The sequence below is a fragment of the Methylorubrum rhodesianum genome, assembly GCF_014199985.1.
In the GTDB taxonomy this organism is placed as follows: domain Bacteria; phylum Pseudomonadota; class Alphaproteobacteria; order Rhizobiales; family Beijerinckiaceae; genus Methylobacterium; species Methylobacterium rhodesianum.
On the sequence record NZ_JACHOS010000002.1, the window covers coordinates 273866 to 298353 of the forward strand.

Genomic DNA, 24488 nt, shown 5'->3' on the forward strand with positions numbered 1-24488 from the left:
GCCGGTTCGAACGGAAAGCGAGGCGCCCCGCATGTCGACCACCGTTCTCATCATCGACGACGATCCCGTTCAGCGCCGCCTCGCCGAGGCCATGGTACGCCGCCTCGGTTTCGAGGCCCGGGTCGCGGAGAACGGTCACGACGGACTCGCTGTCCTGCGGGGCGGGGAAAGCGTCGATGTCGTGCTGCTCGATCTCGTCATGCCCGGCGGCATGGACGGATTGAGCGTGCTGGCGGAGATGCGCAAAAGCGGGATCGACACGCCGGTCATCGTGCAGACCTCGAACGGGTCGATCGACACGGTGGTGAACGCCATGCGCGCGGGCGCCGTCGATTTCGTGGTCAAGCCGGCCGGTGCCGAGCGGCTCCAAGTCTCGATCAAGAACGCTCTACGGGTCGACCAGCTCGAGGAGGAGGTGCGCCGCATGCGCCGCCGCGCCTCCGGGGCCTTGGGATTCAAGGATCTCGCCTCCAAGAGCCCGGACATGGAGCGGGTGATCCGGTTGGCGGAGCGAGCGGCGAAGTCGAACATCCCCGTTCTGATCGAGGGCGAGTCGGGCGTCGGCAAGGAGGTGCTGGCCCGGGCGATCCAGGGGTCGGGTGACCGGCGCGGCAAGCCCTTCGTCACCGTGAACTGCGGCGCGATTCCCGAGAACCTCGTCGAATCCACTCTGTTCGGCCACGAGAAGGGTGCCTTCACCGGCGCCACCGAGAAGCATGTCGGCAAATTCGTCGAGGCGTCGGGCGGCACGCTGTTCCTGGACGAGATCGGCGAGCTGCCGCTCGATGCGCAGGTGAAGCTCCTGCGGGCGTTGCAGGAAGGCGAGGTCGATCCGGTGGGCGGCAAGCGCGCCGTGCGCGTCGACATCCGCCTCATCTCGGCGACAAACCGCTCGCTCCTCGACCTGGTTAAACAGGGCAATTTCCGCGAGGATCTCTATTATCGGCTCAACGTCTTCCCGATGACGCTGCCGCCGCTGCGGGCCCGGCGCGAGGACATTCCGGATCTGGTGCGCTCGTTCTGCGCGCGATTCGCGGCGGAGGAAGGCAAGCGCCTGCGCGGCATCACGGCGGAGGCGATGGCTCTGCTCTCCCGCTACCCCTGGCCCGGCAACGTGCGCCAGTTGGAGAACGCGCTCTTCCGCGCTGTGGTGCTCGCCGACGGCGACGAACTGACGGTGGCGGAATTCCCGCAGATCGCCGCGCAGGTCGAGGGCTTCGACGTGCGCATCCCGCCGCTGCCGTCGCAGGCGGCCCTGCCTGCGGGCGGCCTCGAGCCGGTGCGGGAGATCGTGCGCGTCGAAGTGCGTGATCCGCACGCAATGTCGCTCGTGGTCGAGGACACCGGCGACATGAAGACGATGGAGGCGGTCGAGGCGGAGGTGATCCGCTTCGCTCTCCAATTCTACCGCGGCCGAATGTCCGAGGTCTCCCGCCGCCTCGGAATTGGCCGATCCACGCTCTACCGCAAGCTCAAGGAACTCGGCCTCGACGAGGAAGAGCGGTCCGAGGACGCCGCCTGAATCTGGGGACCGAAGGGAACAGCCGCCAAGGCTCGGCTGTTCGATCTCAAGGTCAGGCTTGGCTTTAAGGCATGGCCGTGTGGTTGCGCACGGTCGAGCCTGGGTCGATGATCTTTAAGCGGAGCTGCGGCATTCTCGGCCGTATCCAGGGAGTTGCCGACATGCGCGCTGCATCGGGAGCCGGAACGGGCGTGGCGCGGACCCTGTCCGTCGCCTTGGCCGCTCTCCTCGCATTCGGCCACGCCGCCGCTCGTGCGGAAGAGCCCGCCGCCGAAAGCGGGATCGTCATCCGCAAGGCGGCGGTCGATCCCGCGGACGGAGCGGCCGTATCCCCGAACCCGAACGAGGCGACGCCCCCGGCCGCCGAGGCGCCCGCCCCCTCCGAGGCCCCCGCTTCGTCCGAGTCACCCGCCCCTGCCCCGACTGCCGAGGGGCCGCCGATTCCGGTCGCACCGAGCGAGCCGCTTCCGGCGGCGGTCTATGCGCGCCTCAACGATTCGGCACCGCTGCTGCAGCGGCTGACCGGCAAGGATCGTGAGGCGATCCAGTCTGTCTACGCGCTCGGCAACTTCAAGCCGATCTGGGTCGAGAAGGGCGCCTTCAATGCCGCCGCCAACGCGGCGATCGCGCGCCTGCGTGCGGCGGGCGAGGACGGCCTCGACCCGAATGCCTATCCTGTGCCGGCGGTGGGCAAGCTCAGCCGTCCGGACACGGATGCGGAGATCGCCGACGCCGACCTCAAACTCTCGGCCTCGTTCGCCCTCTATGCCCGCGACGCACGCGGCGGGCGGGTGAACCCGGCCGCGATCTCGAAGCTGATCACCCCGAGCCTCGACCTGCCATCGGCCGATGCGGTGCTGACTCGCCTCGCCGCGGCGGGCACGCAGGCCGGCGAGGTTCTGCAATCCTACAATCCGCGGCAACCGGGCTACCTCGCCCTGAAGGAGCGGCTCGCCGCCCTGAGGGTCGGACGGACGCAAGGCGCGCCGAGCGTCAAGCTTCCCGATGGACCCGTCCTCAAGCTCGGGATGAGCGATCCGCGCGTGCCGCTCCTGCGCAGCCGCTTCGGCCTCGAAGCGCGCGCGGGCTCCCTCGACGCCGCGCCCGCGGAGGCCGACGCCTACGACCGCGCGGTCGCCGATGCGGTGAAGGACTTCCAGCGCAGCCGCGGCTTGCCCGCGAACGGCACGCTCACCCGCGCCACCGTCGCGGCGCTCGCCAATCCGAGCGTCCCGAAGGCGAGCGCGAGCGAAGCCGACATCCTCGTCAACATGGAGCGCTGGCGCTGGCTGCCGTCCGAACTCGGACCGGACTACGTCTTCGTCAACGTGCCGGAGTTCAAGCTGAAGGTCTTCCGCGGCGGCAGCCTGCGGGACGAGACGCGTGTCATCGTCGGAAAGCCGACGAGCCCGACCCCGATCTTCTCGGGCATGATGGAGTATGCCGTCGTCAATCCGTCCTGGTACGTGCCGCCCTCGATCCTCAAGCAGATGCTCGCCTCCGGCCGCACCGCCGGTTTCGAGGTCGTGCGCAGGGGCGGCACGATCTCGCTGCGTCAGCCGCCGGGCGAGCGGAATGCATTGGGCTTCATCAAGTTCATGTTCCCCAATCAGCACGCGGTCTATCTGCACGACACGCCGAACCGCTCGCTGTTCTCGGCCTCGACCCGCGCCTTCAGCCATGGCTGCGTGCGCGTGGACGATCCGTTCCGCTTCGCCGACGCGGTGCTCCCGAGCTGGACGCAGGAGCGCCTGAAGAAGCTGATCGGCAAGGGGGAGCGGACGCTGCGCCTGCCCGAGAAGCTGCCGGTGCATCTCGCCTACTTCACCGCGGAGGTGGACTCTCTCGGCTCCTACCGCACCCTGTCCGACCTCTACGGCTACGACGGTCCGATGAAGGTGGCTCTCGGCCTCGCCGCCCGCTCGGACGCTGTGGCGAAGGGGCCCGCGGCCACGAAGCCGAAGGCCGCCGATGCCCGCCCGGCCTCACGTCGGGCCGCGGCGCGCGAGGCGGCACGCAGCGAGCGCCGTGCCGCGCCGCGTCGGGCGCCGGACATGTTCGGTGAGCCGGACGGCGGCCAGGTCTACGCCTATCCGCAGCGCAGCTTCTGGTAGGGCCAACCCCGCACCGTTTCCCGTTCTGGTCGGCAGCGGCGTCATCCTCGGCGGGACAGCGGGCGGCGAAGCCCTTGCGAGGCTCTTTTTTGCCACGGTTCGTCCGTAGCCGTCACAGAAGACGGCAAGCAGCACGGGCCCCGACGACCCGCCTTTCCGGTCCTCGGCCATCCTTGCGCCCCGCGACATCGCCGATGTCGCGGCCGTCCCGCGAGGTAAGGACCATGCTGCGCACGATCCGCGACCGCCTGCCTTCGAACCGGACGACATCCTCCCCGCGCCTGAAGCGTCTCGCTTCCGCCGCCGGCGCCATGGCTGCGCTGCTGGTGGCCGGGACGGCTGAAACCCAGGACGCGATCGCCAACGGCGACACCCGCACCCTCTCGATGGTCCACCAGCACACCGGTGAGACGCTGAACGTCACCTTCAAACGCGACGGACGCTACGACCGGGCCGCCCTCGATCAGATCAACTGGCTGATGCGCGACTGGCGCGAGAACGAATCGATCAGGATGGACCCGCGCCTGTTCGACGTGGTGTGGGAGGCGCAGCGCTCCGTCGGCTCGACTGCTCCTCTGCGCATCGTCTGCGGCTATCGCAGCTCGAAGACCAACGGCATGCTGCGCCGACGCTCCTCCGGCGTCGCCGAGACCAGCCAGCACATGCTCGGCAAGGCCATGGATTTCTTCATGACCGATGCCTCGATCGACCAGATCCGCGCGGTCGGCATGCGCATGCAGCGCGGCGGCGTCGGCTGGTATCCCCGTTCCGGCTCGCCTTTCGTCCACCTCGATGTCGGCTCAGTGCGGTCATGGCCGCGCATGAGCCACGACCAGCTCGCGCGGCTGTTTCCGGACGGCAAGACCGTCCATCTGCCCGCCGATGGCAAGCCGCTGGCCCGCTACGAGGAGGCGCGCGCCGAGATTCTGGCGCGCGGCGGCACGGTGCTCGGCTACACGGCGGTCGCCAGCGCCGACGAGATCGACGACGGGCCCGGCCTCAAGGGCTTCTTCGCCTCGCTCTTCGGTGGCGGCAGCGGGACGGACGCGCCGCCGGCCGCGCTCGCCAATGCGCAGACGCCGGCCAAGGCGCGGGCCAAGTCGAACATCGTCGTCGCGAGCGCCGACCCGGCCGATGGGGCTGCGGCCATGGCCTACGCCGCATCGAACGCTTCCGATGTCCTGCCTGCGGCCGGCTTGCGCCGGGACGGTGCCTCGGCGAAGGAGCTGCTGACGGGAGAGAAGGACCAGTCGGTCGTCGCACCGCTGCCACCGCGGCGGCCCGCAGAGTTCGCCGTCGTCGCTACGGCTCTGACTATTCCGCTTCCGCCGCAGCGTCCGGTGCGGCTCGCCTCCCTCGACGGCGAAGGCTTGAGCGGCATGGTGCATGTGGCGCAGGCGGAGGTCGATACCGCCTCCGATCCGACGGAGTCCAGCGTGTCCGAGGCGCGTCTGGTGCCGGCCGATGCCGATCCGCGCGAGCAAATGCGCGGCCTGCTCTTCGCCGCGGTTCAGGGCGTTTCGGAGCCCGCGGCCGCGACGGCTCCCGTCCGCGTGGCGCTGGCTCGTCCGCGCCCCGATGAGGCGTTGCCCGCGGAGGCGCTGCACATTCCGTCCGAGCCTCTCGAGAGCCGCTTCTCCACCGAACCTTGGTCGCTCTCGGCTGCCCGCTTCACCGGCTCCGTCACCGGCGGACCGGCTCTCACCCGCTGACGCCTGGAACTCTCAGGGCCGCTCGACGAGCCGCCGCGCTCATTGGTCTTGAGAAGCACCCGATCGCGCGGTGCCTGACTGCCTTGAGACCCGAGCCCAACCCGCCTCGGGCGGGGTGGCGACAAGTGTGGGCGAGCGATCCAGGGCGTCGCATTGTCCCGATAGATCGTCGCGCTGGATCGCTTCGCTCCACTCCGCGATGACGGCGGAGCGCTACGCCATCCCGAGAGCCTGCAGGTACAGTTCGAGGATCGCCTCTTCCTCCTGGCGCTCGTCGTGATCACGCTTGCGCAGGGAGATGATCTTGCGCAACACCTTCACGTCGAACCCGTTGGCTTTGGCTTCGGCGTAGACGTCCTTGATGTCGCCCGCGATGCCGGCCTTTTCTTCTTCGAGGCGCTCGATGCGCTCGATGATGCTCTTGAGCTGGTCGGCGGCGACCGAGGACGGATCGACGGCGGGGGCAGGCGATGCGGCCATGGCAGCGCTCCTTCATGCGAGGGATAGCGTGCGTCCGAGGGCGCACGCCGGATGCCCCGGGATTACGGCATCAACCTTACCCGCTCGTTGATGCCGCGCCGGCCGTTCAGTGACCGGCGGGCGGGACGGCGGCGAACCGGGCCTGCTGATCGGGGCTGGCCTCGGTCTGGTGCTTCCGCTTCCAGTCCTCGTAGGGCATGCCGTAGACGTGCTCGCGGCTCTGATCCTTCGAGAGATCGAGGCCGCGCTCGTCCGCGGCATCCTTGAGCCAGTTCGACAGGCAGTTGCGGCAGAAGCCGGCCAGATTCATCAGGTCGATGTTCTGCACGTCGGTGCGGTTGCGCAGATGCGAGACGAGGCGGCGGAACACGGCCGCCTCCAGCTCGGTCCGCGTCGCGGGGTCGATTCCGTTCATGGGGTTGGTCATGGGGCGGCTCTCCAAGTCGATGGGGTGCCGCAGAGGTCGTCCCGCAGAGCGGTGGCGTCAAGCGGGCGGGCGCAGCATCGGTCCGAGGATGCGGGCGAAGCGTTGCGCCCATTCCTCCTGGCCTTCCGGACCGCCGATGAGATCCTGGCGAATTTCGATCAGGGCGTTGGGCAGGCCGCGGGCGGTGGCGTGCCGATCGATCGTGTCGCCCGGCAGCCCGCCGCCGTAAGGCTGGTTGTCTCCGACGCAGAGCCCCGCCGGATCGGCCTTGAGCGCCTCGATGATCAGGCGACTCAAGCCTGCGTCCCGGTCGTAGAGGATTCCGACCTGCCAGGGCCGGGCGATCGTGCGCCAGAACGGCGTGAAACTGTGCATCGTGACGAACATCGGCCGCACGCCGGCCGCCTCGGCCCCGGCAACCGCCTCGTCCACGGCGCGGTCGAAGGGCACGTAGAAGCGCCGGATCCGCTCGGCGACGCCGGCCGCATCGATACGGGCGTTGCCCGGCACGATCGCGCCGTCGGACAGGCGCATCACGAGGGTCGGATCGAGCCGTCCGCGGTTCGGGTCGATGATGAGACGCGAGAACCGGGTCAGGACTGCCGGCACGCCGAGCCGGGCGGCGAGGCGGCGGGTCACCCCGGCGGCGCCGATGTCGTAGGCGATGTGGCGGGCAAATTCCGGCTCCGGAACGCCGAGCCGAGCGAGATCGTCCGGTACGGCGTTCGAGGCGTGCTCGCACACGAGAAGGAGGCCGCGGGACGGATCGCCCGCGATACGTTCCACAGGATGTTCGGGAAGGGTTTGAGTCTCGGGTTCGACGGACAGCATGAGCGGATATTTGGGCCGGGGCGGCCGGATCGGAAGGGGCGAACCCGGTATGGCAGGTCCGCGAGGCGGATCGTTGGCCGTACGGTCAAAAAGAATGCTCCGCCGCCCGAAAGTTTTGTGAAACCGCGAAGGCTTGCCGACACGGCAGCGCTCGGGCAAGCAAACGCTCAAACAAGAACCGTGCGAGGACGCCCATGACCGCCCCTGCCCCGACCGATCCGGCCAACGCGGAGCGTCGTGCCCTCCTCTCGTCGATACTCGACGAGGCGATCGCGGCCGCGCACCCGCGCAAGTGCCTCGTCGGGCATCTGCCGGCGCCGACGCCGGGACGGCTGATCATCCTCGGCGCGGGCAAGGCCGGCGGCAGCATGGCTGCGGTAGCGAGCCGGTTCTATCGCCAGGAGCACGGCGTGCCGGAGGATCGCATTGTCGGCCTCGCGGTGGCGCGTCACGGTTACGGGGAGGACGCGCCGGGCATCCGCATGGTCGAGGCGGGTCACCCGGTCCCTGATGCGGCAGGCATCGAAGCCACAAAGGAAGCGCTTGCCATCGCCGCGAGTGCCGGCCAGGAGGACGAGGTTCTGGTGCTGCTCTCCGGCGGCGGCTCCGCGAACTGGATCGCCCCGGCCGGCAACCTGACGCTGGCGGAAAAGCAGGCGATCACCAAGGCATTGCTGCGCTCGGGTGCGCCGATCAACGAGATCAACGCCGTGCGCAAGCATCTCTCGCGCATCAAGGGCGGCCGCCTCGCGGTCGCCGCACGCAACGCCAAGTCGATCCTGACACTGGCGATCTCGGACGTGCCGCACGACGATCCGTCGGTGATCGCCTCCGGCCCGACCGTGCCGGACCCCTCGACGCTGGCCGATGCCAGGGCGATCTGCGAACGGCGCGGCATCAGCCTGCCCGGATCGGCTTTGGCCCTTCTGAACGACCCGGCCAATGAGACGCCAAAGGCGGGCGATCCGGCCTTCGCCAGGGCCGAGTACCGCATCATCGCCCGCCCGATCGATGCGCTGGAGGCCGCGGCCGCGGCCGCCCGCCGCGCGGGTTACGAGCCGGTGATGCTGGGCTCGGACCTCGAAGGCGAGGCGCGCGAGGTCGCCGCCGAACATGCGCGCCTCGCACGGGAGGCGAAGCAGGCCGGCCGGCGCGTGGCGCTGATCTCGGGCGGTGAACTCACCGTCACCATCCGCGGCGAGGGTGACGGCGGGCCGAACCAGGAATACGCGCTGGCCCTCGCCCTCGCTCTCGACGGTGCCGAAGGCATTGCCGGAATCGCCGCCGATACCGATGGCACCGATGGCGGGCGCGGCGCGGCGACCGATCCGGCGGGCGGTCTCGTCGACGAGACGACGCTGGCGCGGGCGCGGGCCGCCGGACTCGATCCGCGGGCGATGCTGACGGACAATGATTCGACGCGATTCTTCGCGACAATCGGCGATCTCGTTCAGCCGGGCCCCACCCGTACCAATGTCAACGATTGCCGCGTCATCCTCGTGGGCTGAAGCCCGATCCAAGGTCCGTCGCGCCCGGCGGGTGCTCCTGGGCTTTGGCGTCGCGGCGGGTCTCGCCACCCTCCCCTTCCCCGCCCTCGCCGACCTGCGCCTGTGCAACCAGACCGCCAGCAAGGTCGGCGTGACGCTGGGCTACCGCGATGCGCAGGGTTGGGTGACGGAAGGCTGGTGGGAGTTGAAGCCGCGCAACTGCGAGACCCTGCTTCGGGGGTCGCTGGCGGCGCAGTTCTACTACATCTATGCCGTCGATTACTCGCGCGGCGGCGAGTGGAGCGGTCGGGCCATGATGTGTACCCGCGACACGGCCTTCACGATCCGAGGTGTCGAGGATTGTCTCGCCCGCGGCTTTGACCGTAACGGCTTCATTGAGGTCGACACGGGTCAGCAGCGGAACTGGACGATCCAGCTCTCCGATCCCGGGCAGCCGCTCGCCGGCGGACCGTGAGGCGGTTGCCGGCCGGCTGAGTCGGAGCGGCCGCGATCACCATGGCTCCCCATCGGCGCACGCCACGCCGGAGCATGCACTGCCCGCGAGCCCACGGCTGTTAGGTCGACAGGGCGGAGCCGCCCGCCTCCGTTTCCGGATGAAGACGCCGTGCGCTCGTGTCCCCTGCCGCGCGGCTGAGCGGGACTGCATGGCCGAACGCGTTCCTTAGCTCCGGCCGGGATCTCTGTCCCGCAAACGAGAGCGGGCGCCCCGTGGGGCGCCCGCCATACCCGAACAGCGATGGAAGCAGGGCTCAGAGGCCGCCGAACTTGTAGTTGAAGCCGGCGCGGATCAGGCTGCCCTCGGTCGAGAAGCGCGAGGTGTAGGAGCCGCCCGGACCACCCGGAACCGAACCGACCAGAACGTTGCGGCTGCCGAGGTCGTAGCGGATGTACTCCGCCTTGATCGTGACGTCGGACTTGATGCCGAGGTAGCGGCCGAGGGAGAAGTAGGTCAGGAAGCTGTCGGCCGGGATCGCGTACTCGATGCCGCCGCCGTAGTTGTAGCCGGTCTCGAAGATCTTGCGACCGCCACCGGTGTACTGCAGCAGGGTGGCGCCCGGGTTGTAGAAGTCGGCGCCGTAGCTGACGTGGCCGAACGCCAGACCGCCGGTGCCGTAGACGAAGAACCGATCGAAGGCGTAGCCGAGCTTGCCGTTGACGGTGCCGAGGAAGTCGAGGTCCTGCGTGTAGACGCTGGCATTGCCGACCACCGGGTTCGGCGTGCCGTAGAAACCGGTCCGCTTGTCGAGGTCGAGCCAGGTCGCGTCGAAGGCGACGCCCGCCACGAAGCCGGAGCCGGGGGTGAACTGAACGTTGTAGCCGAAGCCGCCGCCGATGCGGGAGAAGCCGTCGACCTCGCTCTTGATGGAGGCGGCCCGGCGGCCGAGCGCGACGTTGGCGCCGGTGAAGGGGTCGTTGCCGCGGGTCTGGATGTTCGGGTTGTCGGTGAAGGCGTAGCCGGTGTGCAGGCCGGCGTAGAAGCCGGTCCAGGTGAAGACCGGGACCGGGGCGAAGGCGACCGGCGGAGCCTCACGGCGGGGCAGGTCGGCGGCGAGGGCCGCGGTGGTCGCGAGCGCTGCGGCGCTGCCCAGGAGGAGAGCTCTGATCACGGGAGGAATCGCCTTTTTCTGGATGTGCTGATTTCGACGCTCAAGCTAGCAGCGTTGCGGTCAAGCTGCCTATGACTTTCCAGCAACACGCGGCCTGGATGCCGCTCCAGTTGCGTTCACGAAATGTTAAACCTGCAAGTACCGCGAAGTTAAAAGGCCAAACGAACGAGCTTTCGCAGCAGAGGTTCCCTCCGTCCGAAAATTCATGACACAGGTTCGTGGTGCGGCCTTGACCTTCGGGGCTGAGGGATGCTTCTGGCCCGCAAGCCCCCGTCCGGCCAACGGCACCATCTCATAAGGTGCCGCGCATTTGCCGGACCGTTCCCGCGCGCGATGTCCGCGACCAGCGGGTCCAGCGGGTGTTGGAGGCTCCATTGAAGCGCTCGCGCCGCACCAAGATCGTCGCCACCCTCGGCCCGGCATCCGATACGCCGGAAATGATCGAGAAGCTGTTCCACGCCGGTGCGGACGTGTTCCGCATCAATATGAGCCATTTGGCTCGTGAGAAGCTCCCCGAGCGGATCGAGGTGATCCGTACCATCGAGCGCGAAGCCAAGCGCCCGATCGGCATCCTCGTGGATCTCCAGGGACCGAAGCTGCGGCTCGGCACCTTCGTCGGCGACGCGGCCGAACTAGAGAACGGTCAGACCTTCGTTCTCGATTCGGATCCGACGCCGGGCAATGCCGACCGCGTCTATCTCCCTCATCCCGAGATCCTCGAGGCGATCGAGCCGAATCACGGAATTCTGATCGATGACGGCAAGCTCCGACTCGTCGTCACCGAGGTCAGCGAGGGCCGTGCCGTCACCCGCGTCGAAGTCGGCGGCCGTATTTCCAACCGCAAGGGCGTCTCGCTGCCCCACACGGTCCTGCCGCTGCCGGCGATGACCGAGAAGGATCGGGGCGATCTCGAAGCGGGGTTGGCCGCCGGGGCCGATTGGATCGCCGTCTCCTTCGTGCAGCGGCCGGAGGACGTGGCCGAGGTGAAGAAGGTTGCCGCCGGCCGCGCCCAGGTGATGGCGAAGATCGAGAAGCCGCAGGCGCTCTCGCGCCTCGACGAGATCATCGAGATCTCCGACGGGATCATGGTCGCCCGCGGCGACCTCGGCGTCGAGATGCCGCTCGAACAGGTGCCGGGTGTGCAGAAGCGGATCACCCGCGGTGCGCGCCGACTCGGCAAGCCGGTCGTCGTCGCGACGCAGATGCTCGAATCGATGATCACCGCGCCGGTGCCGACCCGCGCCGAGGTGTCGGACGTGGCCACCGCCGTGTACGAGGGCGCGGATGCGGTCATGCTCTCGGCCGAGAGCGCTGCCGGCCAGTTTCCGGTCGAGGCGATCGCCACCATGAGCCGGATCGCCGAGCAGGTGGAGCGCGACGCGCTCTACTGGTCGATCCTGATGGCACAGCGCTCCGAGCCCGAGCCGACCGCCTCCGATGCCATCGCCGCCGCGGCGCACCAGATCGTCGAGGCCCTCGGCCTGCGCTCGATCATGGCCTGGACCCATTCCGGCTCGACGGTGTTGCGTTTGGCGCGCGCGCGGCCGAACGCCAGCGTCATTGCCCTGACACCGAAGCGCGAGACGGCGCGGCGCCTCACCATGGCCTGGGGCGTGCACCCGATCGTCACCAAGGATGCCAGCGACGTGGACGACATGGCGTTCCGCGCGGCGAAGTTCGCGGTGCGCGAGCGCTTCGCCGAGATCGGCGACCGGGTCATCGTGGTAGCGGGCGTGCCGTTCGGAATCCCGGGCGCGACGAACATGGTGCGCATCGCCTTCGTCACCCGCGAGCACGCCGAGCGGGCCTAGCGCCTCACCGCCTCCGCCAGGGCCTCGACTTCGCGCACGAGCCGGTCGGGGGCGGTATAGGTCACCATGTGTCCGGCGCCCGGCAGCACGACCTGCCGGGCATGCGGCATCGCCCGGCTCAGGGGATCCGCCTGCAAGTTCGTTCGGACGACGGGGTCGGCCTCACCGGCGACGATGACGCTCGGGACGCCGATGGTTTCGTAGCGCGGCGCCTGCTCGGCGAGAGCGGCCGGCAGGCCGGCGAGATCCTGGATGTTGGCAAGCGCGGGGCCGGGCCGGAGGATTAGCGGCGCGCGGCTCGCCTCGACATAGTTCTCGACCGCCCGTTCCGGGCGGAAGACGCTGACCGAGACCGAGGGCAGGTAGTACAGCCCAAGCGGCACGGCGAGGGTGCGGGTCAGCAGCCACGTCACGGATGGCGTCAGGGCGATCTCCGCCCACCAGGGCAGCGGTCGCGGCGGAAACGGCATCGCCACGGGCGCCACGAGAACGAGTCCCGCCACCTGTTCCGGCCGGTCGAGGGCCATCCGCAGCGCGAGAGCCCCCGACCACGAATGGCCCAGCAGGATCACCGGCCCGGTCCCGAGCTTGTCGAGAGCTTGGCCTAGGGCCCGGCCCTGAAAGGCCGGCGAGGCGGCATCCGCGCCACCGATTCGGTCGCTGTTGCCATATCCCGGCCGGTCGAAGGCGATGACGCGGAAGCCCGCCCGCGCGAGACGGCGGCCGACGCCCTCCATCGGGTCGTAGGCGTTCGCCGAGGCGCCGTGGAGCAGCACGATCGTCGCCCGCGCATCCTTTCCGCCTCCATCCTCGAGATAGGCGATACGTCCGCCATCGATCGCGACGCGTCGGTCGGCGCCCGGATAGCGAGCTTCGACTCGCCAGGCGATCAACCGTGTCGCGACGGCCGCGCAGGCGAGAACCAGTGCGACGAGGGCGATCGCCGCCGCAGCGAGGCCGACGGCGAAGCGCAGGGCATCGGCAAGGCTCACGACGCGCGCTTCAGAGGTCGCGTCCCTCGACCTCGGGCGTCAGCCGCTCGATGGCCTTCTTCAGCACGTCCCATTGCGGGTACAAGGCTTCCGCGCGGCGGAAGGCCTCGAGGGCGCGTCGCTTGTCGTCCTGGGCGAGGTAGAGCTTCCCCAGCGCCGCCCACGCCTCGAAATGGCGCGGCTCCAGCACGAGGGCGCGCTGCAGGTCGGCGATGGCCGTGGCGGAATCGGAGAGGCGCCAGAAAAGGGTCGCCCGCCGGCTCCAGCCCTCGGACCAGTTCGGCTCCAGGGCGACGGCGCGATCCATCAGTTCGACGGCGAGCGGCAGGTCGTTGCCGCCCATCGCCTGCCGGGCGCGGTCGGAGAGGAGATCGGCCGTCGCGCTGCCGGATCGGCCGAGACGGCGCTCGATCAGGGTGGCGATCGCCTTGGCCTCGGTCTCGTCACCGGCCTGCTTCAGGCGGGTGTAGAGATCTTCGAGGCTGATTGGCGGGTGGGCCTTGTGCTCCTTCTCGAGGCGCGGCTTGTCGGCCGCCGCTGCCGGCTGGTCCGTGCTCGCGAGGGCGAGGCCGAGGCAGAGGGCAGTCAGGAGAGGTGTGCAGCGGGCGTCCATGGGTCCGGAGCTTCCACCCCGAACCCGGCTCCCGTCAACGCGCTTCGGTGCCGCGTCTGCCGCGCGGCGAACCGATCAGCCCTGGCGGGCCTTGAAGCGCTTCTGGGTCTTGTTGATGACGTAGACGCGGCCCTTGCGGCGCACGAGCTGGTTGTCGCGGTGACGGGCGCGCAGCGACTTGAGCGAGTTGCGAATCTTCATCGGTCTCACATCGGCACGGATTCGAGACCGGCCGCCTGTTGTTCAAGGTGTCTCGAAGGGACGGAGCGCCGCGAGGACGCTCCGGCGATGACGTCAGCGACATCGCGGGGAGGCGGTCGCCTTATCAGACAACCCGCCTGCGAGGCAAGATTGTCAGCGCTCGCGCCACGCTTTGGCGATCTGATCGGTCAGCGGCTTGGTGAGGTAGGACAGCACCGAGCGCTCGCCGATCTGCGTGTAGGACTCGACCGGCATGCCCGGCACCAGACGCAGACCCGCGAGTCGCTCCTTCTGATCCTCGCGGATGCGGATGCGCGCCGTGTAGTAGCTCTGCCCGGTCTTGGGGTCCTGGGTCACATCGGCCGAGACCCGCACCACCTCGCCGTCGATTTCCGGCGTCGTGCGCGTGTTGAAGGCGGGGAAGCGCAGCACCGCCTTCTGCCCGACCCGGACGTTGTCGATGTCCTGCGGCTGAACCCGCACCTCGACCAGAAGCTGGTCGGAGGCCGGCACGATCAGCATCGCCGGCTCGCTCGGGACCACGAGACCGCCCACCGTGTGCACGCTCATCTGGTGCACGAACCCGTCCTGCGGCGCGCGCAGCTCGACCCGCTTCAGCTGGTCCTCGGCCGCCACGCGCTTCTCGCGCAACTCCGACCACTTGCCGCGGATCTCCGCCAGATCCTTGCCGACCTCCGTGCGCATCTCCCCGTCGATCTGGATGATCTGCAACTCGGTCTCGGCGATCTTTCCGCGGGCCGAGGCGGTGGAGGCGACGAGCTGGCCGCGCTCGCCCTCCAGTCGGGCGGCGTCGCGTTCGAGCGCCGTGACGCGCGAGAGCGGCACGAGGTTCTTGGCGTAGAGGTCGCGCACGCCGGTCAGCTCGTGACCGATCAGGTTGATCTCCCGGTCCTTGGCCGCGGCCTGTTTGGTGAGCCCGTCGATTTCCTGGCGCAGCTGGTCGACGCGCTCGCGCAGCTGCGCCTTCTGGCCCTCGCGGCCGGCGACGCGGGAGGCGAAAAGGCGCGATTCGCCGTCGATCAGCCGGGCGACGCTGGGATCGGTGTCGATGCGCGCGACGAGCTCAGGGGGGAAGGTGATGGTCCTGAAGCCGTCGCGTTCGGCCTCATCCCTGGCGCGGCGGGCGGCCAGTTCGTCCATGGCCTTCAGGACGATGTCGAGATTGGCCCGGGTCTGTGTCTCATCGAGCCGGACCAGCACGTCGCCGGCCGCAACGCGCTGGCCCTCGCGCACCAGAAGCTCGCCGACGACGCCGCCGGTGGGGTGCTGGACCTTCTTCACGTCGGTCTCGACCACGAGCTGGCCCGGCGCGATCACCGCGGCCGAGATGTCGGTGAAGACGGCCCAGCCGCCGACGCCGAAGACGAGCGCGATCGAGAGGCCGATCGCGACGGCGAGGTGGCGCCGGATCGAGCCGTGGGCGACGGGCCGCGGCAGTGCCGGGGCGAGGCCGCTCAGGGGGGCGAGGGAGGAGGGGGCAAGCGTCGAGGACATCAGGCACTCTCACGAATCGTGGGCGCGGTTGCCGATCCGGCCGAAGACTCGGCGGTGACCGGAACCGGGGTCGGCGCGGGGCGCAGCACGCGCTTGAGGATTTCGTCCTTGGGCCCGAAGGCCTGTGCGCGGCCGTCGGCCATCATCAGAATCAGGTCGAGGGCGGCGAGCGCGCTCGGGCGGTGGGCGACGACGACGCAGATGCCGCCGCGCTGGCGCACACCGAAGATCGCCTGCGTCAGCGCGTTCTCGCCCTCGCTGTCGAGGTTGGCGTTGGGCTCGTCGAGCACCACGAGGAAGGGCTCGCGATAGAGCGCGCGGGCGAGGCCGACGCGCTGGCGCTGCCCGGCGGAAAGCCCGGTGCCGCCCTCGCCGATGCGGGTGTCGTAACCCTCGGGCAGCCGCAGGATCAGTTCGTGGACGCCGGCCGCCTTGGCCGCCGCGATGATCGCCTCGGCGGGAGCGTCCGGCTCAAAGCGGGCGATGTTCTCGGCCACGCTGCCGGCGAACAGCTCGACCTCTTGCGGCAGGAAGCCGATATGCCGGCCGAGATCGCCGCTCGTCCACTGGTCGAGGGCGGCGCCGTCGAAGCGGACCTTTCCGCGCACGGGCGGCCAGACGCCGACCAGCGCACGCACCAGCGAGGACTTGCCGGAGGCTGAAGGTCCGATGATGCCGAGCCCCTGCCCGGCTCTCAGGCCGAAGCTGACATCCTGCACCACGAGCCGCGGCGTTCCGGGCGGGGCCACGCTGGCCCCCTCGACGGTGATCGTCTCAACGGGCGCCGGCAGGGCGTGCGGCCGCTCGTCCTGCGGCATCCGGGCCAACAACTCGGACAGGCGGTGCCAGCTCTGGCGGGCGGCCACGAAGCCCTTCCAGTTGGCGATCGTGAGTTCCGCCGGCGCGAGCGCGCGGGAGACGAGGATCGAGCTCGCGATGATGATGCCGGCACTGGCCTCGCCATGGATCACGAGCCAGGCGCCGAGCGCCAGCACGCCCGATTGCAGCGCCATGCGGAACACCTTGGAGCCGGCGCCGAAGCCGCTTCCGGCATCCGCCACGGCCTGATGCGCGTTCATGTAGTCGCGGTTGGCCGAGGCCCAGCGGGCGGCGAGGCGCTCCTGCATGCCCATGGCGGCCAGCACCTCGGCGTTGCGGCGGCCGGCCTCGGCGAGGCCGTTGCGCCGCATGCCGTGGCCGGTGGCCTCCCGCGTCGGGCCCTTGCTGGCACGATCGGTGAGGAAGGTCAGGGCGATCAGGATGCCCATGCCGACGAGGGCGGCGACGCCGATGAGCGGATGGAACAGGAAACAGATCGCGAGGTAGAACGGCATCCAGGGCAGGTCGAAGAAGGCGGACGGTCCGGAGCCCGACAGGAAGGCGCGGATCTGGTCGAGGTCGCGCAGGGGCAGCAGGCCGTCGCCCTGGGTCACGCCCTTGAGGGGCGCGCGCACCACGAGGTCGAAGACGCGGCCGCTGAGCGATTCGTCCAACGCCGCACCGACGCGGGCGAGGACACGGCCGCGGATGGCTTCGAGCACGCCCTGGAAGGCGTAGAGCGCGAGCGCGAGCGCGGCGAGACCGATCAGGGTCGGCACGGAGCGGCTCGGGATCACGCGGTCGTAGACCTCGAGCATGAAGAACGAGCCGGTAAGATAGAGGATGTTCACCAAGCCGCTCATCACGGCCACCCCCACGAAGGCCGCCTTGCACTGTCTGAGTGCGGCGGCAATCTCGTTCTTGTCGCGCCTGTCGCTCACCGTTTTGTCCCCCAAAGCTCCATCACCGCCCGAACGAGCCGCCGATCCCTTCGCCGCACGACTCCTGCCGAATGGGCAGGTCATAGCGCGAAATGCGACTAAATTTCAGCACAAGGCCTCTAATCATAATGACTTACGCCATTGGAATTAGAGTTATCTCAAACGATGACTTAAGATAGATTGAGTTCCTCAAGTCCTCGTTTGGACATCTCGGTGCGCGCATGTGCGGCGGCCGACGAGGATCCGCGCGGTTCTGATTAAGGGCTTTAAAAAAAGTTGCTGTGACAGCGGAAACAAAAAATGCCGCCGGCCCGAAGGGCCGACGGCTCACGGCGACAGGTCTGGCTCGACCGATGCCGATCGATGACGGAGTCTCCCGTCCGAATCAGTGGCGTGCAGGCTTACGAGATCCGCTGTCGCTTCGATCGGGGGACACCCGATCAGGGCGGCGATGCGGGGGCCTGCGGAGCTGGCTCGGACGGGGCCGAGGGCGCCGTCGTCAATTCAGCGGTCGATTTCGCGAGTTCCGGGTAGGTTTCGACCACGTGCGCGCCCGCCAGCGGTTTGCTCTGGCCGTTATGGCAGGTGGCACAATTCAGCTTCGGCGCGTCGCCCGTCGGACCGAGGCGATTGGGCGGGAAGGTGGACGTCAGCGGCTCGATGTAGTCGCCGTTGAGATCGCGCACCATGCGGATGGCGTGCCAAGCCAGGGTTCGTTGCGGCGTGCTCTGCGACCAGTTCGAGATCGCTCGGGTGTTGTGGCAGTAGGTGCAGTTGACCCCGAGCGACGACGACATGTGGATCATCAGGCCGTAGGTCCGTTCGGCGGCCTGAATCGGTTTGCCCTTGCTCTCCGGGAGAGCAGTCGTCGCGTTCACCCGGATCAGGTTCTCGTCGACGTCCTTCTTGCCGAAGAACTCGCTCAGCGTATCGTAGGGCAGCGAGGCGAGCCCGACGGAAGGCGAGGCCATGTTCTGCCCGTTGTTGCGGGCGATGAAGCCGGTCTTGTAGTTCGGTCCCGGATTCTGGAACCAGATATGCGCCGGCACGGGCTGGCCCCGGTGGCAGGTGTAGCAGGTCACGCCCGCCTCACCGACGTGGTTCTCCTTCCAGGCGGTGTTGATGTGCTGCACCATCTGGATCATCCGCCGGGCGACCTGCTTCTGATAGAGGCTGTCGTCCGCCATGTTCTCGGTGTTGTGGCAGTAGGTGCAGCCCTGTTCCGGACTGACCCACTCCGTCATCGAGGTCATCAGGCGGTTGAACTCCTCCACGCTGAGATCCTTGAGGACCTTCACGTTCTCGTAGACCGCGCCGGCCTTCTCGGTGCCGGCCTCGACCGGATCGGCCGGCGCTGGCGGCAGGTTGGCCGCCTTCAGCGCCGCCGCGCCGGCCTTGGTCTGGATCTGATCCATGCCCGTGCCGCGGAAGCCGTGCTGCTGGGCGAGGATCGGCGGTTTGGTCCACCCCGCCGTGCCGAACTGAGCGATGGTGAGGAACAGGGCGACGACGGCGCCCGCGACGACGAGCAGCGTCTTCATGGCGTCCCTCCTCCTGCGCCCGGCGCGGCCAGCGGGTCGGTGATCGGCCCGTAGATCTGCGGATAGGCCGGCGCGACGCCGTGCTTCACCGCCCAGAGATACCAATTGTCCACCACGGTGCCGGTCAGCAGGATGCCGATGCCGCCGGTCAGCGTCGTCAGCACCGCGAACCACCACGCCCAGCGGTGAACCGACTCCATCGTGGCGTTGAAGCCCATGGTCCAGCGCCAGAACAGGGCGGCGCGCTCGGTCGCGGTGCCGCGGTCCACGATCTGATCGATCTCACGCTCGGCACCGTAGCGGCTGGTGGCGAGGATCGTCCCCCCGTGCATGGCAAACAGCAGCGTCGATCCGTACAGGAAGACGATCGAGAGCATGTGGAACGGGTTGTAGAACAGGTTACCGTAGCGCAGCGAGAATGCGGCGGTCCAATCGAGGTGAGGGAATAGGCCGAAGGGCACAGCCTCGCTCCAGGAGCCCATCAGAAGCGGGCGGATGAAACCGAGCACGAGATAGAGCCAGATCGCCGAGGCGAATGCCCAAGGGACGTGCGTGCCGAGGCCGAGCGCGCGGGCGCGACGATACATCCGAACCCACCACAGCAGGATCGAGGCGGTGAGGAAGAAGCCGGCGATCAGCCACCAGCCGCCCTCGTTGAGCGGCGGCAACACCTTGAGACCGTACTTGGGCAGCGGCGGCTCCAGGGCCAACCAGGGGAGCTGGCGCACGAACTGGATTGGGTCCCAGTTCACGCTGGCCCACATATTGAGGCCGATGATCTCGAAGGCGATCAGACCGCAGGCGAAGGACAGCGCCCCGAGATAGCCGCCATAGATCGGCCCGACCTGGGAATTGCCGATCAGTCCGAACAGGTAGCTGTTGAACGGCCGGCCGACGCGAGCGTCCGCCGAGATCGGAATCCCGTGCTCCGGTTCGACCGGGCGCACCTGCACCTGGGTGAAGATGTTCTGATAGTAGGCCACGGCGTCTCCCTCCATGGACCTGCGGCCGTTCGAGGAGACTCACGCCGTCTGCGGAGATCCCCGCGCCCGAAGATCGGACCTGCGCCCTCAGGCCGGCCGGCGCGGACGCCGACCGGCGTTCCGTTTCACCGCCACACGGGCAGGTTGAGCCACCAGCCCCACCATTCCGGCCACCCCTGCGTCCAGAAGGGACCCGAGATGACGATGCAGACCGCACTCCAGAATCCCGCGGACAGCGCGAGGAACAGGCCGAGCCGGTGAATGCCGAGCGTCCCGATCGAGTAGCCGATCGTGTCGCGGAAATAGGTATCCTCGTGCTCCGGCGTCTTCACCGTCTCCCCCTTGGCGGGGTTGGTCGAGGACAGGATCAGCGAGCCGTGCAGTGCCAGCGCGAAGGTCGTCGTGAAGAAGAAGCTCACGGCGAGCATGTGCGCGGGATTGTAATGGAAGTGCAGATACTGGTAGCCGGTGTTCGACACCCAATCGAGGTGGGAAAGAATGCCGTAGGGGAAGCCGTAGCCCCAGGCGCCCATCAGGAACGGGCGGATCACCACCAGCGTGACGTAGGCGAAGATCGCGACCGAGAAGGCGAACGGCACGTGGTAGCCGATGCCGAGCTTGCGGCAGATCTCGACCTCGCGCAGGGCCCAGGACGAGAACGCCCCGATCGCGCAGAAGGTGATGATCTGCCAGAGCCCCCCTTCCTTCAGGGGCGCCAGCGCCAGCCCGTATTTCAGGTCGGGCGGGGCGATGTTGATCTGCCAGATGTTCCAGGTCGGTCCGATCGCGGCGCCGTAGAGGATCAGGGCGGTGCCGAGCACCGAGAAGAAGATCGTCGTGACGCCGAAGAAGCCGACGTAGAACGGGCCGACCCAGAAATCGAACAGGTCTCCGCCCAGCAGGGTGCCGCCGCGGACCCTGTATTTGCGCTCGAAGCTCAGCATTGCCATGGCGGAGATCCCCGGAATGAGGATGGAGGGTGCCGGGGCAGGCGCGCCCGCCCGCGGCAGGACCGGATAAGGCCGGTCAGCCCGGCATCGTCGGGAGGACGAGGCTGTGCGCGGCGGCGGCCTTGGCGGCCTTCGGGCCTTCCAGCCAGTTGAACCGGTCGGTGCTGAGCAGGATGAAGTGGATCAGCAGCGCCAGGACGAACAGGAAGGTGAAGAGCGCGACGAGGGTCCGCCGCGGATCGAACAGAAGCCAGATCTTGTGCATCGTTCGTCTCCTCAGCCGATCATCGTCACGAGGCCGTGGGCGGCGTTCGTCACGCCGTCGAGGAGAGCGTAGCCCTTCTCTCCGGGGAGCCAGGGCCGCCACAGCCAGACGAGGATGTGGGCGACCACGGCGATCGCCGTGAAGATGATGAAGCTCGTCAGGAAGATCGCGTGAAATTCCTTGGCTTCGGGTTCCGTCAGCCCGGACAGGCTGCTCGGTCTTTCAGTGACTCCGTTGGCCATCGATCGAACCTCCGCTGGTTGTGCCGCGCGTTGAAAGGCGTGGCGGGTGTCGCCGTGACTCGATGACATCACGGCGCAGGGTCCCCCGTGTCACCGCACGGAAGTGTGTGGGGCGCGCTAGCCCATGAAGGCGAAGGGGATCGCCGAGACCGCCATGGCCTTGGCCTCGCCGAAGACGGAGCGACGCACCGGCAGCAGGCCGCGCCGCGTCGCCTGACCCGGCAGGACGCGCTGCACGATCGCCGCGGCGAGGAAGAACGGATAGGTCGCAGCCAGGATGATCCGGAACTGGATCGCCTCGCTGTGCAGGCGCGACGATGCGGGCATCGATCGTTGCATGACGGCTCCCATGGCAGGTTGCTCCGCGAGCTTTCCGACCCCACACGGAGCCGGAGGGTGAAGGGGGTGGAGGAGCGCGCTCATGCAGCAACTCCTGCGGTGAGATCGCTCTGCGCCCGCTCGACGTGGTCGGTCGCCACGCGCTCGGCGGCGGCCCGGCGTGCCGCCCGTTCGGCGGCGTCGCGCAGGCGCTTGGCGGCGGAGATGCGCGTGAGAACGGGGTGCCGCTCGACCAGCGCGTCGAGCCGGGCACGGGCCGCCTCGTCCCAGGGCAGTTCCCGGTGCCTCCGGGCGGGGGTCGCCTCCACCGCATCCATGTCGCGAGCGAGCGGCAGGATGTGGAAGAGCATGTCGAACAGGGCGTTGCAGACCTCCTGGACGAGGTAGGTCGCGCCGGCGTAGCCCATGAACGGCGTGCCGGTGTGCCGCCGGATGATGGCGCCGGGAAACGAGGCCGGGACATAGGCCGTCCGGCCCGCGCTCTCGGCGAGATACATGCGCTCGTTGAAGGAGCCGAAGAGGACGAGCGGCGGGTTCGCCCTGATCGCGTCCCGCACCGCGACGTTGTCGGGCTTGGTGCCGGCGGAGCGCGCGAAAGCGAAATGGCAGGGCAGTCCCATTTCCTCTTCGAGGAAGTGGCGCACGCCGCGGGAATAGGTTTCGGTCGCGACGATGCCGAAGCTCGCCGTGCCGAAGAAGTCCTGCGTGACCGAGCGCCACAGGTCCCAGACCGGCTTGATCGTGGTGTGTCGCTCGCGCTCGATGAAGGGCTCCGGGTCGAGGCCCAGGATCTCGCCGAGCGAGCGCAGGAACTTGGTGGTCGAGAGCACCCCGATCGGCGCCTGGAGATAGGGCCGCTCCAGGCTCTCGCAGAGCAGGCGGCCGAACTCGCGGTAGAGGCAGATGTTGGCGTCCGCGTTGACGAGCTTCGGCACGTCGGCGAGATGCGCGCCGAGCGGGAAGGTGAGGTTCACCTCGGCGCCGATGCCCTCCACCAGGCGGCGGATCTCGGCGAGATCGGAGGCCATGTTGAAGGTGCCGTAGGCCGGGCCGATGATGTTGACCCGCGGCCGCTCCCCGGGCTTGCGCTCGGGTCGAGCCGGAATGCCCTTCTTGGCGAAGCGCCGGGCGCCGTATTCCTGCCAGAGCCAGCTCATCGCCCGGTCGGCGGCTTGCCACTGGTCCTCGTCGATGGTGCGCGGCAGGAAGCGCTGCAGTCCGGTCCCTTCCGGCGTGACGCCGCCGCCGATCATCTCGGCGATCGAGCCCGTGACCACGACGCTCGGCTGGCCGGGATCGAGCGTGGCGTGCGCCCGCTTCATCGCCCCTTCCGTGCCGTGGCGCCCGAGCTCCTCTTCCGCCAAGCCGGTGACGACGATCGGCAGTTCGTGCGGCGGCAGCGCGTCGGTGTAGTGCAGCACCGAGGTGACCGGCAGGTTCTCGCAGCCCACGGGGCCGTCGATGACGACCTGCAGGCCCTTGATCGCCGTGAAGACGTAGACCGCCCCCCAGTAGCCGCCGGCCCGGTCGTGATCGAGGATCAGCATCACGCCATCTCCCCGACCGGTTTCTCGGCGGCTCGCGCCTTCGGCGCGGCCTTGGCCTGCGGCACGTCCTGCCAGATGCCGGCGGCGTGACCGGTGCCGACGCCCTCGAAGAAGGCGCGCATCGCGTCGAAACGCGGGCGGTTGGCGAGGGCAGCGTTCACCACCTTGGCGAGCGAGCCGGCCCCGGCCGCGCCCATCAGCGGACGCGCCGAGATGAGGTTGGTGAAGTAGAGCGCCGGTGTGCCGGCCTCCTTCGCCTTCTGCACCACCGGAGTCGTGCCGATGGCAAGATCCGGGCGGAAGGCCGCCAAGGCCGCGAGATCGTCCTCCAGCGAGGCACGGTAGCGGACGCTGACGCCGCGCTCCTCGAGCCAGACCCGGTCGGGTTCGGACCAGGGCGTGCGCGGGCAGGCCGTACCGACATAGGGAACGTCGGCGCCGCTCTCGACGAGGAGGCGTGCGACAAGCAGCTCCGAACCCTCGTAGCCCGACAGCGTGATGCGGCCGCGAATCGGCGCGGCGGACAGGGCGCCGCGGATCACCGGCAGCAGCCGGTTCTGGGCAGCGGCGATCTGCTCCCGCGGCACGTCGCAGACAGTGCCGATGGCGGTGAGCCAGTCGGCAGTGCCGTCATGGCCGACGGGGGCGGAGCCCACCACCGGACGGCCGGCCGCCTCGAACTCGCGCACGCTCGCGGTGTAGAACGGATGGATCGCCGCCACGGCCGCCGCGTCGAGGGCGCCGTAGAGCTCGCGCCATTCCCGGGTCGGCACGACGGGGCCGGCGCTGAGGCCGAGGGGTTCGAGCAGGCCGCCGATCACGACGGGATCGGCCGGGAACATCTCACCGAGCAGCGCGACCGTCGGGCGCTGCGAGCGGCCGCCGCGCGGCGCCTGGACCGGCCCGCTCTCCGCCTCGCTGCGGGCGAACTTGAGCATCGCGCCGGCCAGCACATCCTTGGCCTCGGCATGGGTCGGCACGCCGAAGCCCGGCACGTCGATGCCGATGACCCGCACCCCGTCGATCTGCTTGGGCAGCAGTCGCAACGGCACGCCGGACGCGGTCGGGACGCAGAGGTTGATGACGACGATCGCGTCGAACTCATCGGGTCTAGCCGAGGCGTGGACCGCCTCACGGATGTCCTCGAACAGCTTGCCGGTGACGAGGGTTTCGGAATTGAACGGCACGTAGCCGACGCTGCGCCGCGCGCCGTAGAAGTGCGAGGTGAAGGTGAGGCCGTAGACGCAGCAGGCGGAGCCCGAGAGGATCGTCGCCGTGCGGCGCATCCGCAGGCCGACGCGCAGGGAGCCGAAGGCCGGGCACATGCTCTGCGGCTGGTCGTGCGGTCCCGTCGGATAGTCCCGCCCGTACTGCGCCAGCGTGTCGGACATCCCGGCGGCCTCTGCCGCTGCGCGCATCGCATCCTTGCCGGCATGGCAGCCGAGCCCATCGCCCTGGGTGGCGGCGAGGTCGATGCCGTCGGGGCGGCGAGCGCGGAGCGCGGCGATATCGAGGCTGACCGCCATGG

23 protein-coding genes are annotated in these 24488 nt (G+C 69.0%); 6 read left to right on the forward strand and 17 right to left on the reverse strand.

Going from position 1 to position 24488, the window contains the following annotated elements:
• Window positions 1–31 precede the first annotated feature (31 nt).
• The 3 genes from HNR01_RS03755 to HNR01_RS03765 all read left to right on the forward strand — a co-directional run bounded on the left by HNR01_RS03755 (window position 32) and on the right by HNR01_RS03765 (window position 5348).
• Complete coding sequence (locus HNR01_RS03755; protein WP_183666693.1) at window positions 32–1522, forward strand: sigma-54-dependent transcriptional regulator; 1491 nt, start codon at window positions 32–34, stop codon at window positions 1520–1522.
• A 161-nt stretch (window positions 1523–1683) separates the two neighbouring features.
• Entirely contained in the window at window positions 1684–3636 is a 1953-nt protein-coding gene (locus HNR01_RS03760; RefSeq protein ID WP_026105751.1) for a L,D-transpeptidase family protein, read from the forward strand.
• A 224-nt stretch (window positions 3637–3860) separates the two neighbouring features.
• A complete protein-coding gene (locus HNR01_RS03765; RefSeq protein WP_183666695.1) occupies window positions 3861–5348 on the forward strand; it encodes a peptidoglycan L,D-endopeptidase MepK in 1488 nt (495 codons plus the stop codon).
• Between the two features lie 213 nt (window positions 5349–5561).
• Here HNR01_RS03765 and HNR01_RS03770 read toward each other — a convergent pair whose 3' ends face one another.
• The 3 genes from HNR01_RS03770 to HNR01_RS03780 form a co-directional block, all read right to left on the reverse strand.
• The gene (locus HNR01_RS03770; protein WP_003601858.1) at window positions 5562–5828 is read right to left on the reverse strand and encodes a DUF2312 domain-containing protein; all 267 of its coding nucleotides are present in this window, start codon (window positions 5826–5828) and stop codon (window positions 5562–5564) included.
• A 106-nt stretch (window positions 5829–5934) separates the two neighbouring features.
• On the reverse strand, window positions 5935–6255 hold the full coding sequence (locus HNR01_RS03775) for a DUF1244 domain-containing protein (RefSeq protein ID WP_183666697.1): 321 nt from the start codon (window positions 6253–6255) through the stop codon (window positions 5935–5937).
• Window positions 6256–6312: 57 nt separating this feature from the next.
• On the reverse strand, window positions 6313–7086 hold the full coding sequence (locus tag HNR01_RS03780) for an N-formylglutamate amidohydrolase (RefSeq protein ID WP_026105749.1): 774 nt from the start codon (window positions 7084–7086) through the stop codon (window positions 6313–6315).
• Between the two features lie 194 nt (window positions 7087–7280).
• Between HNR01_RS03780 and HNR01_RS03785 the strand changes: the two genes are divergently transcribed.
• Both HNR01_RS03785 and HNR01_RS03790 read left to right on the forward strand, forming a co-directional pair.
• Entirely contained in the window at window positions 7281–8594 is a 1314-nt protein-coding gene (locus HNR01_RS03785; RefSeq protein WP_183666699.1) for a glycerate kinase type-2 family protein, read from the forward strand.
• The gene (locus HNR01_RS03790) at window positions 8560–9048 is read left to right on the forward strand and encodes a DUF1036 domain-containing protein (RefSeq protein WP_051061655.1); all 489 of its coding nucleotides are present in this window, start codon (window positions 8560–8562) and stop codon (window positions 9046–9048) included. Before HNR01_RS03785 ends, HNR01_RS03790 begins: the two co-directional genes overlap by 35 nt.
• A 295-nt stretch (window positions 9049–9343) precedes the next feature.
• Here HNR01_RS03790 and HNR01_RS03795 read toward each other — a convergent pair whose 3' ends face one another.
• On the reverse strand, window positions 9344–10201 hold the full coding sequence (locus tag HNR01_RS03795) for an outer membrane protein (protein WP_183666701.1): 858 nt from the start codon (window positions 10199–10201) through the stop codon (window positions 9344–9346).
• A 374-nt stretch (window positions 10202–10575) separates the two neighbouring features.
• Here HNR01_RS03795 and pyk point away from each other — a divergent pair, with 374 nt between their 5' ends.
• Window positions 10576–12012, forward strand: coding sequence for a pyruvate kinase (pyk, locus tag HNR01_RS03800; protein WP_017486018.1), 1437 nt, complete (start codon window positions 10576–10578; stop codon window positions 12010–12012).
• On the opposite strand, the gene HNR01_RS03805 is transcribed toward pyk, so the two are convergent.
• The 13 genes from HNR01_RS03805 to bchY all read right to left on the reverse strand — a co-directional run bounded on the left by HNR01_RS03805 (window position 12009) and on the right by bchY (window position 24486).
• Window positions 12009–13004 carry an alpha/beta fold hydrolase gene (locus HNR01_RS03805; RefSeq protein WP_183666703.1) on the reverse strand — a complete coding sequence of 332 codons (996 nt, stop codon included), beginning with the start codon at window positions 13002–13004 and terminating at the stop codon, window positions 12009–12011. The two genes, pyk and HNR01_RS03805, sit on opposite strands and share 4 nt — an antisense overlap.
• 10 nt (window positions 13005–13014) lie before the next feature.
• Window positions 13015–13617: a tetratricopeptide repeat protein gene (locus HNR01_RS03810; RefSeq protein WP_183666705.1), complete on the reverse strand. Its 603-nt coding sequence runs from the start codon at window positions 13615–13617 to the stop codon at window positions 13015–13017.
• A 75-nt stretch (window positions 13618–13692) separates the two neighbouring features.
• Window positions 13693–13818 (reverse strand): type B 50S ribosomal protein L36, encoded by a 126-nt coding sequence (ykgO, locus tag HNR01_RS03815; protein ID WP_017486015.1) that lies wholly within the window; start codon window positions 13816–13818, stop codon window positions 13693–13695.
• Between the two features lie 153 nt (window positions 13819–13971).
• A complete protein-coding gene (locus HNR01_RS03820; protein ID WP_017486014.1) occupies window positions 13972–15333 on the reverse strand; it encodes an HlyD family type I secretion periplasmic adaptor subunit in 1362 nt (453 codons plus the stop codon).
• The gene (locus tag HNR01_RS03825; RefSeq protein WP_246417387.1) at window positions 15333–17015 is read right to left on the reverse strand and encodes a type I secretion system permease/ATPase; all 1683 of its coding nucleotides are present in this window, start codon (window positions 17013–17015) and stop codon (window positions 15333–15335) included. The genes HNR01_RS03820 and HNR01_RS03825 overlap by 1 nt, the downstream gene beginning before the upstream one ends.
• A gap of 518 nt (window positions 17016–17533) precedes the next feature.
• The gene (pufC, locus tag HNR01_RS03830; RefSeq protein WP_183666709.1) at window positions 17534–18634 is read right to left on the reverse strand and encodes a photosynthetic reaction center cytochrome PufC; all 1101 of its coding nucleotides are present in this window, start codon (window positions 18632–18634) and stop codon (window positions 17534–17536) included.
• Complete coding sequence (gene pufM / locus HNR01_RS03835; protein WP_096487865.1) at window positions 18631–19617, reverse strand: photosynthetic reaction center subunit M; 987 nt, start codon at window positions 19615–19617, stop codon at window positions 18631–18633. Before pufM ends, pufC begins: the two co-directional genes overlap by 4 nt.
• 125 nt (window positions 19618–19742) lie before the next feature.
• Window positions 19743–20567 (reverse strand): photosynthetic reaction center subunit L, encoded by an 825-nt coding sequence (pufL, locus tag HNR01_RS03840; RefSeq protein ID WP_096485728.1) that lies wholly within the window; start codon window positions 20565–20567, stop codon window positions 19743–19745.
• A gap of 76 nt (window positions 20568–20643) precedes the next feature.
• Window positions 20644–20832: a light-harvesting antenna LH1, alpha subunit gene (pufA, locus tag HNR01_RS03845; protein WP_183666711.1), complete on the reverse strand. Its 189-nt coding sequence runs from the start codon at window positions 20830–20832 to the stop codon at window positions 20644–20646.
• 11 nt (window positions 20833–20843) lie between these two features.
• Window positions 20844–21074 carry a light-harvesting antenna LH1, beta subunit gene (gene pufB, locus HNR01_RS03850; protein WP_183666713.1) on the reverse strand — a complete coding sequence of 77 codons (231 nt, stop codon included), beginning with the start codon at window positions 21072–21074 and terminating at the stop codon, window positions 20844–20846.
• A gap of 117 nt (window positions 21075–21191) precedes the next feature.
• Entirely contained in the window at window positions 21192–21425 is a 234-nt protein-coding gene (locus HNR01_RS03855; protein WP_096485725.1) for a hypothetical protein, read from the reverse strand.
• A 68-nt stretch (window positions 21426–21493) separates the two neighbouring features.
• The gene (gene bchZ / locus HNR01_RS03860; protein WP_183666715.1) at window positions 21494–22960 is read right to left on the reverse strand and encodes a chlorophyllide a reductase subunit Z; all 1467 of its coding nucleotides are present in this window, start codon (window positions 22958–22960) and stop codon (window positions 21494–21496) included.
• Window positions 22960–24486 (reverse strand): chlorophyllide a reductase subunit Y, encoded by a 1527-nt coding sequence (bchY, locus tag HNR01_RS03865; RefSeq protein WP_183666717.1) that lies wholly within the window; start codon window positions 24484–24486, stop codon window positions 22960–22962. Before bchY ends, bchZ begins: the two co-directional genes overlap by 1 nt.
• Between the last annotated feature and the right edge of the window lie 2 nt (window positions 24487–24488).